The organism is Bacteroides sp. HMSC067B03 (genome assembly GCF_001811315.1).
Classification (GTDB): domain Bacteria; phylum Bacteroidota; class Bacteroidia; order Bacteroidales; family Bacteroidaceae; genus Bacteroides; species Bacteroides faecis.
Genome location: NZ_KV804338.1, coordinates 1 through 14,620, shown reverse-complemented (window position 1 = coordinate 14,620; position 14,620 = coordinate 1). Strand labels below are relative to the sequence as shown.

The 14,620-nt window shown below is 46.8% G+C and carries 10 protein-coding genes and 1 pseudogene; 8 read left to right on the top strand and 3 right to left on the bottom strand.

The genetic code is table 11. From position 1 onward, the window contains the following. Positions 1–51 precede the first annotated feature (51 nt). Both HMPREF2794_RS10340 and HMPREF2794_RS10335 read right to left on the bottom strand, forming a co-directional pair. The gene (locus HMPREF2794_RS10340; RefSeq protein ID WP_070751479.1) at positions 52–2,112 is read right to left on the bottom strand and encodes an acetate--CoA ligase family protein; all 2,061 of its coding nucleotides are present in this window, start codon (positions 2,110–2,112) and stop codon (positions 52–54) included. A 346-nt stretch (positions 2,113–2,458) separates the two neighbouring features. Beyond that, on the bottom strand, positions 2,459–2,869 hold the full coding sequence (locus HMPREF2794_RS10335; RefSeq protein WP_010535738.1) for a hypothetical protein: 411 nt from the start codon (positions 2,867–2,869) through the stop codon (positions 2,459–2,461). On the opposite strand from HMPREF2794_RS10335, the pseudogene HMPREF2794_RS10330 reads away from it, so the two are divergent. The 7 genes and pseudogenes from HMPREF2794_RS10330 to HMPREF2794_RS10300 all read left to right on the top strand — a co-directional run. Then, a pseudogene (locus HMPREF2794_RS10330) lies at positions 2,867–3,130 on the top strand (S24 family peptidase); the annotation flags it as partial. The gene HMPREF2794_RS10335 and the pseudogene HMPREF2794_RS10330 sit on opposite strands and share 3 nt — an antisense overlap. Before the next feature lie 142 nt (positions 3,131–3,272). Next, positions 3,273–5,312, top strand: coding sequence for a methionine--tRNA ligase (gene metG / locus HMPREF2794_RS10325; protein ID WP_010535740.1), 2,040 nt, complete (start codon positions 3,273–3,275; stop codon positions 5,310–5,312). Between the two features lie 93 nt (positions 5,313–5,405). Continuing rightward, entirely contained in the window at positions 5,406–6,854 is a 1,449-nt protein-coding gene (locus tag HMPREF2794_RS10320; RefSeq protein ID WP_070751470.1) for a lipopolysaccharide biosynthesis protein, read from the top strand. Beyond that, on the top strand, positions 6,851–7,879 hold the full coding sequence (locus tag HMPREF2794_RS10315; protein WP_070751469.1) for a hypothetical protein: 1,029 nt from the start codon (positions 6,851–6,853) through the stop codon (positions 7,877–7,879). Before HMPREF2794_RS10320 ends, HMPREF2794_RS10315 begins: the two co-directional genes overlap by 4 nt. Next, entirely contained in the window at positions 7,867–9,039 is a 1,173-nt protein-coding gene (locus tag HMPREF2794_RS10310) for a glycosyltransferase family 4 protein (protein ID WP_070751468.1), read from the top strand. The genes HMPREF2794_RS10315 and HMPREF2794_RS10310 overlap by 13 nt, the downstream gene beginning before the upstream one ends. Then, a complete protein-coding gene (locus HMPREF2794_RS10305) occupies positions 9,036–10,169 on the top strand; it encodes a glycosyltransferase (RefSeq protein WP_070751467.1) in 1,134 nt (377 codons plus the stop codon). Before HMPREF2794_RS10310 ends, HMPREF2794_RS10305 begins: the two co-directional genes overlap by 4 nt. Beyond that, complete coding sequence (locus HMPREF2794_RS10300; protein WP_070751466.1) at positions 10,166–11,368, top strand: glycosyltransferase family 4 protein; 1,203 nt, start codon at positions 10,166–10,168, stop codon at positions 11,366–11,368. The genes HMPREF2794_RS10305 and HMPREF2794_RS10300 overlap by 4 nt, the downstream gene beginning before the upstream one ends. A 65-nt stretch (positions 11,369–11,433) precedes the next feature. On the opposite strand, the gene HMPREF2794_RS10295 is transcribed toward HMPREF2794_RS10300, so the two are convergent. Then, a complete protein-coding gene (locus tag HMPREF2794_RS10295; RefSeq protein ID WP_070751478.1) occupies positions 11,434–12,348 on the bottom strand; it encodes a helix-turn-helix domain-containing protein in 915 nt (304 codons plus the stop codon). A 223-nt stretch (positions 12,349–12,571) separates the two neighbouring features. On the opposite strand from HMPREF2794_RS10295, the gene HMPREF2794_RS29915 reads away from it, so the two are divergent. Next, complete coding sequence (locus HMPREF2794_RS29915; protein ID WP_083312053.1) at positions 12,572–14,251, top strand: efflux RND transporter periplasmic adaptor subunit; 1,680 nt, start codon at positions 12,572–12,574, stop codon at positions 14,249–14,251. The last annotated feature ends 369 nt before the right edge of the window (positions 14,252–14,620 follow it).

The following is a 14,620-nucleotide window of genomic DNA, read 5'->3' as shown; positions in this document are numbered from 1 at the left end:
AAAATACTGCCTAAAGATAGAAAATATGTCCCAATGAATAAAAGAATAGTCTTATTTTTCTATTCGGATACGTGCATCGACCGCTATAACAGCCTTCTCAGTGGCCAGAAGCGGGTTTATATCCATTTCTTTTATTTCTGTTGCAAACCGGAGTAAAGTAGATAAACGAACAATAATTTCAGCAAATTTATCCTCATTCACTCCCTTTTGTCCGCGTGTTCCCTGAATAATTTTATAGGCACGCAATGAATGGATCATTGAATAAGCCTCTTCATAAGAAAGAGGTGCCAGACCGGAAGATACATCTTTCAATACCTCCACAAAGATACCGCCCAAACCGCAAAGCACCACGTGTCCGAACTTCTCTTCATATTTTGCACCAATAAACAGTTCTGTTCCTTTAAGCATAGGCTGAACCATAATCGCTTTCGCATCGGGAATCTGCATCATGCGGTCAAATTCGAGAGCCAGATGCTGCTCACCTTTAATATTCAGCACCACTCCACCTACATCTGATTTATGCACCGGCCCCACCACCTTAGCTACTACCGGAAATCCGCATCGCCGGGCAAAATCCACGACCTCTTCTTTCTTATTGGAAACAAATTCATCAACCAATGGAATACCGGCTGCATGCAGCAAAGCCTGTACATAATGAGGTTCAATATAACCATTTTCCGGGATAGAATCAATGATACGACGAATTCTCGACACATCGACTCCAAACAGTTCAATCTCAGGAACCGCCGGTCTCGGAGCGTTGACAATACGGGAAAGAGCTGTTCCTAAAGTCACTTCATCGGAAAAGTTCACGTGTCCTTTGGCAAGAAATGCCGCCACTTCCGCTCCGGCTGTATTGATGGAAGGGAGAACCGGGAATATAGGCTTGCAGCAGGTCTGCATCTTTTCATGAAGGACATCATACATTTCAAACATAGTCACCAGTCCGGGAGTACCAAAAATGGCCATAATAGCATCTACATTCTCTAATTTCTCTTCGCAATAGTCAATGCAAATACGTAAATGATCCGGTGTGCCGGTGGCTAAAATATCAATAGGGTTTCCTACGGAAGCTCCGGGAAAGAGTTGTGCTTTCAGTTCTTCCGCCAGTTCGCCTTCCAGTTTAGGTACGTTCAGGCCTCCCTTACTCAGAGCATCCGTCAGCATCACTCCCGGACCTCCGGCATGTGTGATAATGGCAAAGTTCTTTCCTTTCAATTCGGGAAGGGTGAATACACAGCCCACGGTAGTCAATTCTTCACGAGAGAAACAACGCACAATCCCAGCCTTACGGAACAGTGCTTCTACAGCCGAATCGGAACTGGCAATCGCCCCGGTATGAGAAGAAGCAGCACGGCTTCCGCTTTCTGAGCTACCTGCTTTTATCGCTGCAATCTTACAGCCTTTTCTGATCAATGAAGAAGCATGGAAAAGCAATCTGTCCGGATTGTGTATACTTTCAATATAAAGCAGTTTGATACGGGAGTCTTTCTCCGGATCAAAATTCTCATCCATAAATTGCAGTACATCTTCCACTCCAATCTGCTTGGCATTTCCCACCGACCAGACTGAGTTAAACTGCAAGCCTTTTGTCACCGCACTTTCAAGAATAAAGACCGCCGTAGCACCGGAACTGGAGATCAGGTCGACTCCTTTCGGGTTTAAATTCGGAATAGGCTGACTGAAAACACTGTGGTGCCATGTATTCATCAGTCCGATGCAGTTCGGACCAATCAGAGAAGCACCGTACTTATTGACAGTTTCCAATATACGTTCTTCCAGCAGTGCCCCTTCGTGAGTCTCTTCACCAAATCCGGCAGAGAGTATGATAAACGCCCGCGTCTGCTTTTCACTTGCCAGTGTCTCTACAATGTCCGGACACATAACAGCAGGAACAGCCAACACCGCCAAATCGGTATCCGGCAGTTCTTTTACGTCTGCAAAAGCAGGAACTCCCTGCACTTCTGTCTCCTTCGGATTCACTGCCCGAAGCTCTCCCTGATAACCTCCGTTTATCAGATTTTTCAATATAGCGCCACCCGGCTTATGTACATTATTCGAAGCCCCTACTACAACTATGCTTTCGGGACGAAGCAACTGGGTTGTTATCATATCATACACTGGTTTACATTTAACTAGGATACAAATATATTCTTTCCTGTGAGAAAAAAGAAAGAAAAAGAAGAGAATTATAGGTGGAAGTTTTGGGAAACAGAGAATAACACTTGGTTTATTCAACTATAAGCTAACTTTTTGGTCAGTTCATGTTCATTCTCTACCCCATAATTTTGATTCCTCAGAGAAAGATAAGCGCTATTGAACCACACATAATCAGGGGAAATAAACACTACTTTACTACAATCATATTTTTCAAAGAAACAACCAATTATATTTATCCATTACTAAATATTTATCCTCAACAATGACTTATAATTTTCATTCATTTTTCTAACAGGTATTAGGGTAATATTATTTTAGTACTAGCATAATTATATAAGTAATTATGCTGGATAAAAAAGAAACTTGAATCTTCACCATGGAAAAATATACTATCCTTATTTGTAGTTACAATTCCATAATTTCCAATTCCATCCTTTATACTAAACTCCCATTTTTGATATAACATTTTATCTATAACCTCGGAATACTTATCAAATAAAAAATCCATAATAACTACCACAATGAATAATCGATTCTCTTTTTTAACACATATAGATCCAATAGCAACATTAATGACAGATATAAATATTACAATAAAAAGATTAGTAAGACCATCAAAAACAACAGGCTCTTTAGTATAAAATATCAAGAACCATAATAGTACATCTAAACATATCAAAGCCAACAATATAACAACAAACAATTTCATATTCTTAAGTCAGGAGACATCATCGGATTCAAGGGGATCAACAACTTCAGCAATGTGATTTACGGAGAAATGTATATTGTAGCATTTCACCTCGACGGCGACCAGTATCTGACGGTGAAATACGTCAACCGGTCAGAGAAAGAAGGATATGTCAAACTCGTAAGCTACAATCCGCATCATGAGCCCATGGACTTGCCGGTAGACACCATTCAGGATATGGCCATAGTCAAGTTCTCGATAAGGAAAAATATGATGATGTAAAACGGAACAGGATAAACAGGCCTTTTCCGCAGATTTCCTGTCACATTTCTTCCTGAAATCTGCGGAAAGCATTATCTTTGCACGTTGCAAACCGTATCATTGCACATTGCAAGCAGTAAAATCATAAAATCACTCTATATCAATGGAAAAGAAATTCAAGAGAACCACCGTCACATCGGCACTGCCGTATGCGAACGGACCTGTACATATCGGTCACCTGGCCGGTGTATATGTACCGGCAGATATCTACGTGCGTTATCTGCGACTGAAAAAAGAAGATGTATTATTTATCGGAGGTTCGGACGAACACGGAGTACCCATCACGATTCGTGCAAAGAAAGAAGGAGTCACCCCGCAGGATGTAGTAGACCGTTACCACTATCTGATAAAGAAGTCGTTCGAAGAATTCGGCATTTCATTCGACGTATACAGCCGCACCACTTCGAAGACGCACCATCAGCTGGCTTCGGATTTCTTTAAGACATTATACAACAAAGGAGAGTTTATCGAAAAAACTTCCGAACAATATTACGACGAAGAAGCGAAAACGTTCCTTGCCGACCGCTATATCACCGGAGAATGTCCTCACTGCCATTCGGAAGGCGCTTATGGCGACCAATGCGAGAAATGCGGAACTTCCCTGTCGCCCACCGACCTGATCAACCCCAAAAGCGCCATCAGCGGCAGCAAGCCTGTCATGAAGGAGACCAAGCACTGGTATCTTCCTCTCGACAAACACGAAGGCTGGTTGCGCCAATGGATTCTGGAAGATCACAAAGAATGGCGTCCCAACGTATACGGACAGTGCAAAAGCTGGCTCGATATGGGATTGCAGCCACGTGCCGTAAGCCGCGACCTCGACTGGGGTATTCCTGTGCCCGTTGAAGGCGCTGAAGGAAAGGTGCTGTATGTATGGTTCGATGCTCCTATCGGATATATCTCCAATACAAAGGAACTGCTTCCCGACAGTTGGGAAACATGGTGGAAAGATCCCGAAACCCGCCTGCTCCATTTCATCGGAAAAGACAACATCGTGTTCCACTGCATCGTATTCCCTGCCATGCTGAAAGCAGAAGGCAGCTATATCCTGCCGGACAACGTTCCGAGCAACGAATTCCTGAATCTGGAAGGAGACAAGATTTCGACTTCCCGCAACTGGGCAGTATGGTTGCACGAATATCTGGAAGACTTCCCCGGCAAGCAAGACGTGCTCCGTTATGTGCTGACTGCCAATGCCCCGGAAACGAAAGACAACGACTTTACCTGGAAAGACTTCCAGGCACGCAACAACAATGAACTGGTAGCCGTATACGGCAACTTCGTAAACCGTGCCATGGTACTGACCCAGAAATACTTCGACAGCAAAGTACCCGCACAAGGCAATTTGACAGAGTACGACAAAGAAACGCTGAAAGAATTTGCCGACGTGAAAGCAGAAGTAGAAAAACTGCTCGACGTATTCAAATTCCGCGATGCGCAGAAAGAAGCGATGAATCTGGCGCGCATCGGCAACAAGTACCTTGCCGACACCGAACCTTGGAAACTGGCTAAGACCGACATGGAACGTGTAGGTACCATCCTGAACATCTCGCTGCAACTGGTTGCCAACCTTGCCATCGCTTTCGAACCGTTCCTGCCTTTCAGCTCGGAGAAACTCCGCAAGATGCTGAACATGGAAACTTTCGAATGGGCAGAACTGGGCAGAAACGACCTGCTACCGGTAGGCCATCAACTGAACAAGGCGGAACTCCTGTTTGAAAAAATAGAAGATAGCGTGATCGAAGCACAGGTACAGAAACTGCTCGATACCAAGAAAGCCAACGAAGAAGCCAACTACAAGGCAAATCCGATTCGTCCGAACATCGAATTTGACGACTTCATGAAACTGGATATCCGCGTAGGTACCATCCTCGAATGCCAGAAAGTGCCGAAAGCCGACAAGCTGCTGCAATTCAAGATTGACGACGGACTGGAAACACGTACCATCGTATCGGGTATCGCAAAGCATTACCAGCCGGAAGAACTGGTAGGCAAACAGGTTTGCTTTATCGCCAACCTCGCACCGCGCAAGCTGAAAGGTATCGTCAGTGAAGGCATGATTCTGAGTGCCGAAAACAACGACGGTAGCCTGGCAGTGATCATGCCTCAGAAAGAGGTGAAGCCGGGTAGCGAAGTAAAATAGGCGATAAGCTAATACACCATCAACAAATGAGGAACGGAAGGATGGGATGTGTCACTGACTTTTGGCACACCCTCCTTCACCGATTATAATAATATGAGTGAAGAACAGTCACTGAAACAAAAGACAGCCAAAGGGCTATTTTGGGGAGGACTTAACAGCAGCATACAGCAACTATTAGGACTTCTTTTCGGAATAGTACTGGGAAGATTACTGGACCGTTCCGATTATGGTATGATCGGCATGCTGGCCATCTTTCCTGCCATCGCTTCCGCTCTGCAGGAAAGCGGTCTTGTGGCAGCGCTGGCCAACCGCGAGAAGGTCAGCGATAAAGACTACAATGCTGTATTCTGGTTCAGTATCTCCTGTGGCGCCACCCTGTACGTCCTGCTCTATCTTTCAGCTCCTCTGATTGCTGACTTTTACGACACCCCGGAGCTAACGTCACTGGCCCGTTTTTCTTTCCTCAGCTTTTTTATAGCCAGTTTCGGAATTGCTCCGCGAGCTATCCTCTTCCGCAACCTGAAAGTGAAAGAAAATACCATCATTTCCCTTTCAAGCCTGTTCGTCTCCGGAATGGTCGCCATCATTCTTGCCGCGAACGGATTCGCCTATTGGGGCATAGCGATACAAACGATGGTTTTTGTCCTCATAGGCACTATGCTCAACTGGTACTTTGCCCACTGGAAACCCAGTTTCCGCATCGACTTCTCGCCTATCAAAGAGATGTTCGGATTCAGCAGCAAAATGCTGATTACCCAAATTTTTATCATCATTAATCAAAACCTGTTCTCGGTCCTGCTAGGTAAGTTCTATACCAAGCAAGAGGTCGGAGACTTTAGCCAGGCCAACAACTGGAACAATAAGGGGCACGCCCTCATCACCGGAATGATCAACGGAGTCACCCAGCCTGTACTGGCAAGTGTAGCCAATGATCCGCAGCGTCAGGCGGCTGTATTCCATAAGATGCTGCGATTCACAGCCTTTATCTCTTTCCCCGCCATGTTCGGGCTCAGCCTTATTGCCAAAGAATTTATTCTGATTACCATCACGGACAAATGGCTCGCTTCCGCCCGGATCATGCAGCTGCTCTGTATATGGGGAGCTTTTATCCCGGTCAACAATCTGTTCTCTTTATTACTGGTCAGCCGCGGACGTTCTTCCGTCTTCATGTTCAACAGTATCGCACTAAGCGTACTGCAACTGATCACTGCCTGCATCAGCTATCCTTATGGCATCACTACCATGATTTATCTGTTTGTCGCTATCAATATCCTGTGGATGTTCGTCTGGTACCTCTTTGCCCGAAGGGAAATTCCGCTGACCCTGTGGAGCATACTGAAAGATATCGCTCCGTACTTTCTGCTGGCAGCTTCGCTGACCATCGCCGCCCATTACATTACGCTGGGCATCACCAGCCTGTATCTGTCACTTGCCATCAAAGTTGTTTTCGTGGCTTCTCTATACGCACTTGTTTTGTGGAAAATGCAATCAGTCATTTTCAATGAATGTATTCAGTTCATTAAAAAGAAAAAGATATCATGACGACACCTACCAATTACATAGCGACTTGGTTCTACAAAGAATCCAAAGAAGATGCCAGTTTCTATCCGCAGGCAGGCAAACGGGGAGATTCCGCCCTCGTCCATTCCATATATATGCAGATACAAGTACCGTTTTTCACCACCTTCAGGCATTATCATCCGAATGACAAGCTGCTTTTCTTCAGCAATCTGGATCAGTTTCCCGATTATCTGGAGCGGCTATTCAAGGAGTTACAGATTGAAACCGTCTGTTTGCCCTACCTCTGCATCCCGCCCGAGGGATGGTACGGAGCATGGAGAAACCAGTTCTACCTGTATGACATCCTGCGCTATATGGAGAAAAGGATGCAGGCAGACGATACATTGCTCGTCTGCGACGCGGACTGTCTCTGCATGCGTCCGCTGGATCAGCTTTTCAGCGATACCCGGAAACATGGCTCCGCCCTGTACGACGCATCCGACCGACCGGACCTCAGCGTAAACGGAATCACGCTAAAGGAAATGACGGACATCTATAACGACTGTTACGGAGAAGCGAAGAATCCAGAAATAAAAGAGGAACTTGTCCATTACTACGGGGGAGAATTTATCTCGCTGCGGGGAGATGTAGTGGCACAAATCAATGAAGCATATCCCGCCCTGTGGAATTACAACCTCGAACGCTTTGCCGCCAACCGACCCAAGCTGAACGAGGAAGCCCACTTCCTGAGCGTAGTGGCGACAAAGCTCCACATCCACAATAATATCGCCAATCAATACGTCAAACGTCTCTGGACCTATCCCAAATACAATACGGTAGAAAAAGGAGACGAGCAACTGGCAGTGTGGCACCTTCCCTATGAGAAGAAAAGGGGATTGTATCTGCTGTACAAACACTTTGTGAACCACCCCTCTTTCGACGATGAAGAGGCATTCCGCAAGAAAGCTTCCGCTTACACCGGCGTGCCCACCGTTACTCTGGGGAAACGTATCCGTGACTTCTACACCATTCTTCTTCTAAAAATAAAAGACAAATGCATATACTGATACTTCCTATGTACTATCCTGAGAAGGACTCCTCTCCACACCGGGGATATATGTTCTTCGAGCAGGCTATGCAACTGGTTAAATCGGGCTGCAAGACAGGGCTTGCCTTTACAGAGCAAAGACCCCTGAAAAACTTCACATGGAAACGGTTCCGCAAAGAAAGCCATTTTCAGATTTCGGCGGAAGATAACGGCAGTTTCGTCACCATGCGCATGCATGCCTGGAACCCGAAGCTAAGTACCCGTACAGGAGGAATCATCTGGTCATTACTGACCGTCCTGCTAGTACGGAAATACATCCGCACACAGGGGCGTCCCGACCTGATTCACGCACATTTTGCCACGTGGGCGGGGTATACCGCCCGGCTGATTTACAAATGGTACAAGATTCCCTACGTCATCACGGAGCACGCATCTTCCATTAATGGTAATCAGACAACTCCGTCGCAGGCAGTGATCTTAAAGAAGTCATACAGCGAAGCACGAAAGATTATCTGCGTCGGCACAAAACTGAAACGAAGCCTCTACCCTTATATCAACGACCTGGATAAAGTGACGGTTATACCCAACTTTGTAGATACGAGCACCTTCAAGTTCAGCCTCCATCAGACGGAGAAAGAGAAGCATTTCACCTTCATCAGTACCGGAAACCTGAATAAACGGAAAGGATTCCGGGATTTGCTGGTTGCCTTTCACCGGACATTCAAAGAAATGCCGCATGTCTCTTTGCTCATTGCCGGAGACGGAGAAGAAATGCAGTCACTCACGGAGCAGATTCAGTCTCTTCAGCTTCAAAGGCAGGTAAAGCTGACCGGTCGCCTGTCACGGGAAGAGCTGTCCGAACTGCTGAGCACTTGCGACGCTTTTGTACTGGCCTCCTATGCAGAGACGTTCGGCATTGTCTTTATCGAAGCGATGGCAACAGGTCTGCCAGCTATCGGCACCGAATGCGGAGGACCGGAAGATATCATCACTCCCAAAAGCGGCTTTCTCATTCAGCCGGGAGATGTGGAGGCCCTCGCCGGGAAAATGAAAGCATTGTACGATACCTATGAGCAGTTCGACAAAAAGAAAATCCGTCAGTCCATTGTCAACCGTTTCGATTTTCAGTTGGCGGGACAGAAGTTACTGCAAGTTTATTCAGAAGCATTGAAATCATGAAAGTTACCGTCATTGATTGTTCAGTATCAGGCCATCGGGAGACGTACTATAAACAGTTTGCCCACACTTGGGCCGGCATGGGTTACGAAACGTCGCTCATCGCTCCCGACGGGAAACATATACAGGATACGGTCGCCTTTCAGCCCATTTCGGCGCATCCGCTGCTGCCGCTTCCTGCCGGGAAACCGTTGCAGAAGAAGCTGGTTGTATTGCGTAATGCAATGATTCGTTTGCAAAACTTATACAGGCTGCGCCGGAGCCTTAAACGGCAGCATCCCGATCTGGTATTCTTCGCCTGCCTCGACGATATGTTGCCTACCCTGGCTCCATTATGGCTGTTCAATCTTCTGTTGCCTTATCAGTGGAGCGGGCTGCTTGTTCAGTCAGCCCTGCCGCCCTACCAGCCGGGGATGCCCGATACACGGCCTTTCCTGCGCAGCAAGAATTGCGTGGGGACAGGTATACTGAACGAATACTCGGCAAAAGACCTGAAAGCATTTCAGGGCAACATTCTGCTGTTTCCTGACTTTGCCGATCTTTCGGCTCCCGCCACCACTTACCCGTTGCTACAGGAACTGAAAGAGAAGACTCAAGGAAGGAAAGTCGTATCATTGCTCGGTTCAATCAATTTCCGCAAAGGAATAAAACTGTTGCTGGAAAGCATCCCTTTACTGCCCGAAGAAGACTACTTCTTCCTGATTGCCGGAAAATCTTCTCTCACCGCACAACAGGAAAACGATCTGCGGACTTTTGAAAAGTCAAGAAGTAATTGTCTGTTTTCTTTAGAGAAGATTCCCGATGAAAGCTGCTTCAATGCCCTGATAGCGGAAAGCGATCTTATCTTTGCCGCATACAAACAGTTCACCGGCAGCAGTAACCTGCTGACCAAAGCAGCCGCCTTCCGCAAACCGGTCATCGTCAGCCGTGGCTTCTGCATGGGACAAAGAGTGGAACAGTACGGCACAGGCCAGACCACCGGAGAAGACAATGCCGGAGAATGCAGCGCAGCTATCCGTTCGCTGTGTAGCGAAGCAAAGACACCCCTCCACGCTTTCGACCGATACGCCCACGAACACACTGTGGAGAAACTAATCACATGTTTTAATCAAATCAGCAAGCATATACAATGAAAGTACTTTTTACATTCGGAGGAATCCCCCACTACCTGAATGCCATGCTCAACAGACTACAGGCAAAAGGAATCGAAATAACCGTCGTCAGCCCCCAAAAAGGAAACACAACGATTGGCAAAGGGGTGAAAATGGTAGAAGGAGGCGCCTACAAGCATCTGACAACGCCGGAAAAGAAGTTGTTCTACGGAAAAAGCGCTTTTCCCGCACTCCCCGAAATCATTGCGGAAGAAAAACCGGATATAGTAGTGGTAGGATGGCCCTACTTCCTGCAAGTTTTCTTCCAGCCTGCACTGAGAAAAGCGATCAAGTCTTGCAACGCCAGACTGGTGATTCGCGAAATCCCCTTCCAGACTCCGCCTTACGGAAAGATCAGGGAATATTTCAAGGCCAACCCGATGCACGACGAAGGTATGCGTCTGCTCAGCAAGGGTACCGGATTTTATCTGAGACAATGGGTAACGGCCCAGATACGTAAGTACTGCTATGCCAAGGCTGCCGGAACGCTGAACTACTCGACAGCCGCCTACGATATCCTTCCTTCTTACGGAGTAAAGAAAGAACAGATACACGTCACCTACAATTCGACCGATACGGATGCGCTTCTCAAAGAAAAAGAATCCGTACTGGCTTCTCCCTCCATCCTTCCGCCGTGCGACCGCCGCCTGCTGCACATCGGACGGCTGGTAAAATGGAAACGGGTGGATTTACTGATAGAGGCTTTCCGGAAAGTAGCCGCCGACTATCCGGAAGCGGAACTGGTGATCGTAGGCGACGGACCGGAACTGGACCGCCTCAAGCAACAGGCAAGCGACTTGCAATTGGCAGACCGTATCCGCTTTATCGGAGCCGTCTACGATCCGAAGATGCTGGGAGCTTATATGAACGAATCGAGTATCTATGTGCTGGCGGGTATGGGAGGACTTTCGATCAATGACGCCATGACGTACGGGATGCCTGTTCTTTGTGCCGTATGCGACAGCACGGAACGCGACCTGGTCATGGAAGGCAGAAACGGATACTTCTTTAAGGACGGAGATGCCGACAGCCTGGCAGAAAGAATCAGAGAGATGTTCGAATCTCCCGAACGTTGCAGAGAAATGGGAAAAGAATCGGAACGGATCATCCGGGAAAAGATTAATATGGAAACGGTCAGCAAACGCTACCTGAAAGCTTTTCAGGAGATCATTTCCCAATAACAGACTCATTTCCCGGTCTTGGCTATATCCATACAATCGGACTTCATCCGTACAATTGAGCTGCCTCATTCCTCTTTCGCATTCCGGTAATGAGCCGGAGAGGTTCCCAAATGCGTCTTTACGTATTTACCGAAAAAGGACTGGTTGGGGAAATTGAATTCTTCCGCTATTTCCTTGATAGACTTCTCCGAACGCTTTAGCCGGTACTTGATATGCTCGATGGTCGTTTCATTAATCAGATCCAGCGGAGTTCTGCCGCACGCCTGCTTGATGACTTTCGAAAAATGCTTCGGAGTATAGCATAGTACGTCGGCATAATAGCTCACTGAACGGTGCATGCCCTTGTCTTCCGATAACAGTTCCATGAATTTCCGCATGATATAATTTACCTGCTTGATCCCTTCTTTCGAATGCTCCGCTTTCTCGGAACACTCGAATTCCTTATGAAGCTGCCCCATCATCTCGCAAAAGAGAGCGGAAAAGAGATATTGCATCACCTCCCTGTGATAGTGGTGATGTTCATCGTTTATCTTCGCCACAATTAAATCGCGGTAGGATACGAAAACGGAATCATCCTCCTCGCCTTTGCCTACAGACTTCACCGGATTGTTGTGGATATGAATGGCAGTATTCCACGTTTTCTTTTCCATCTTAATAATACGTCGCAGAAAACGGGTAGAGAAGCCCGCAAGCCTTACCTTATATTTAGGGCTCAGCATCGTATGACTGATAATAGTACTGGGAAGACCGAGCAGCAAGTCACCCGCCTGCAACTTATAAGTCCGGTAGTTGATGTCCAGCTGAAGGCACCCTTCCACACAGATAGCAATGAGAAAACAGTTCAGCCTGATTGTCTCATTACTATGAGGGATTCCATCCAGACTGTTGATGATCGCAAAGTCATCATCTATATAATCAAGGACATGCTGGCTGTTCTTAAAGTCTTCAATATCCACGGTCACAATGTTCTCTTTTTCCATATACTCTCCTTTTTTACTTTCTGCAAAGTTGGTAAATAATAGGGAAAACAGAATCTCCCAAATCCCTTCATAATTGTTTGATATGTCTTTTATCTGCAAATAGTTAGCTAAAATAAGCATAAACCACGAAAACGGGACATTTATAGAGGAAAATCGAGCATCATTGCCTTGTTCTTTTCTCCTACTTTTGTTCCGATTTTAATAAAAGACAAAAAGAGTAAGTATGATTACAGTGAACAAAAAATGGATACGGCTGATAGGGATTGTCGGTTGTACAGTGTGGATGGCATCTTGCAAGCAGGCACCGGATGCAGGAGTGAAATCTTCTTATGCAGTAATGCGGATAGAGACAGCGGACAAAGAACTTTCTTCCTCCTATTCGGCGAGCATACGCGGACGGCAGGATATTGACATCTACCCGCAGGTATCGGGAACAATCGAGAAACTCTGTGTGACCGAAGGGCAGAAAGTACGCCGGGGACAGCCACTTTTCATCATCGACCAGGTGCCTTACAGGGCTGCACTCAAAACCGCCACCGCCAATGTGGAAGCGGCACGCGCTGCAATGAGCACAGCCGAACTGACGTACCAAAGCAACAAGGAACTGTATGCGCAAAAAGTGGTTTCGGAATTCAGCCTGAAGACAGCCGAAAATTCTTATCTCACTGCCAAGGCGCAACTGGCACAAGCGGAAGCTCAGGAAATAAACGCACGCAACAACCTCTCTTATACCGAAGTGAAAAGTCCCAGTGACGGAGTCGTAGGTGCATTGCCTTACCGTGCAGGTGCATTGGTCAGTGCCAACCTGCCTTATCCGCTCACTACGGTCAGCGACAATTCGGACATGTACGTCTATTTCTCCATGACCGAGAACCAGCTGCTTGCCCTGACCCGTCAGTACGGCGACATGGACGAAGCGCTAAAGAACATGCCGGAAGTGGAACTGCTTCTGAACGACAATTCGGTTTATAATAAGAAAGGAATCATCGAGTCCATCAGTGGAGTCATCGACCGACAGACGGGTACCGTAGTGGCCCGCGTGGTATTTCCCAACGAATCGCGGTTACTCCACAGCGGAGCATCGGGTACGGTAGTAGTGCCCAACATTTATAAAGACTGTATCACCATTCCGCAGACAGCCACCGTGCGGATACATGAATCGGCTGTATCGCAGATGGAAGCGACCTATTATCAGGTTCAGAGTTCCGTCCTCGACTTACAGCAGCAGATCAATCAGGTAGAAAACAGTCTCGCTTTATTGCTGGCAGAGACACCCCGCAACTACGAACGCGGAACGCTGGCGGAGCAACAGTTTCCCACAGATTTTGCCATAGGGATTCCGGTCCGGATGCTTTCTTCCCGCCCCGATGTCCGCACAGCTGAACGGACACTGGAAGCAGCGTTCTATGGTACCAATGCGGCACGTTCGGCTTTCTATCCTTCCATCACCCTGAGCGGGAGTGCCGGATGGACGAATTCTGTAGGGTCTATGATTCTCAATCCGGGCAAGTTTGTAGCATCAGCAGTGGGTTCGCTCACACAGCCGCTCTTCAACAGAGGACAAGTGGTGGCCCAGTACCGCATTGCCCGTGCACAGCAGGAAGAAGCTGCCCTCGGCTTCCAGCAAACGCTGCTCAATGCCGGCAGTGAAGTGAATGATGCGCTGACAGCCTATCAGACCAGCCAAGGGAAAAGAATCTTGCTGGACAAACAGGTCGCTTCTCTGAAAACAGCGGTGCGAAGCACTTCCCTGTTGATGGAACATAGCAATACGACTTATCTGGAAGTACTTACTGCCCGACAGTCATTGCTCAGTGCACAACTGTCACAGACAGCCAATCATTTTACCGAAATACAAAGTCTAATTAACCTATACCGTGCTCTAGGGGGAGGGCAGGAATAAAGTATATCTTACTCTCTCTGTTTTTTTGATTCTCAATGAAGAAGGGCTGCCGAAGAAGGGATTCTTTGGCAGCCCAATTTTGATATTGGAGATTCTTAAGATTAGTCATCATAGAAAAAGTTACAAATTAGAAGTTAAAACATCTATTATGGGGATATATACATTTGAAAATTAAGCAGATTCTATTGTCATCTGTCAGGTTTTAGTGATTAAAATGCTGCAATACAGTTATTTGTGTCATGACAATAAGCCTGATAATAAGGCTGACAGTAGAAAAACAGGCGTTTTATTGTCAGCCTCTTTTTCAATTCTGATAGGATGCATCAATGAGTTCCCTTATTCTTGCGAATCTTGAAGGGGATAAATGAC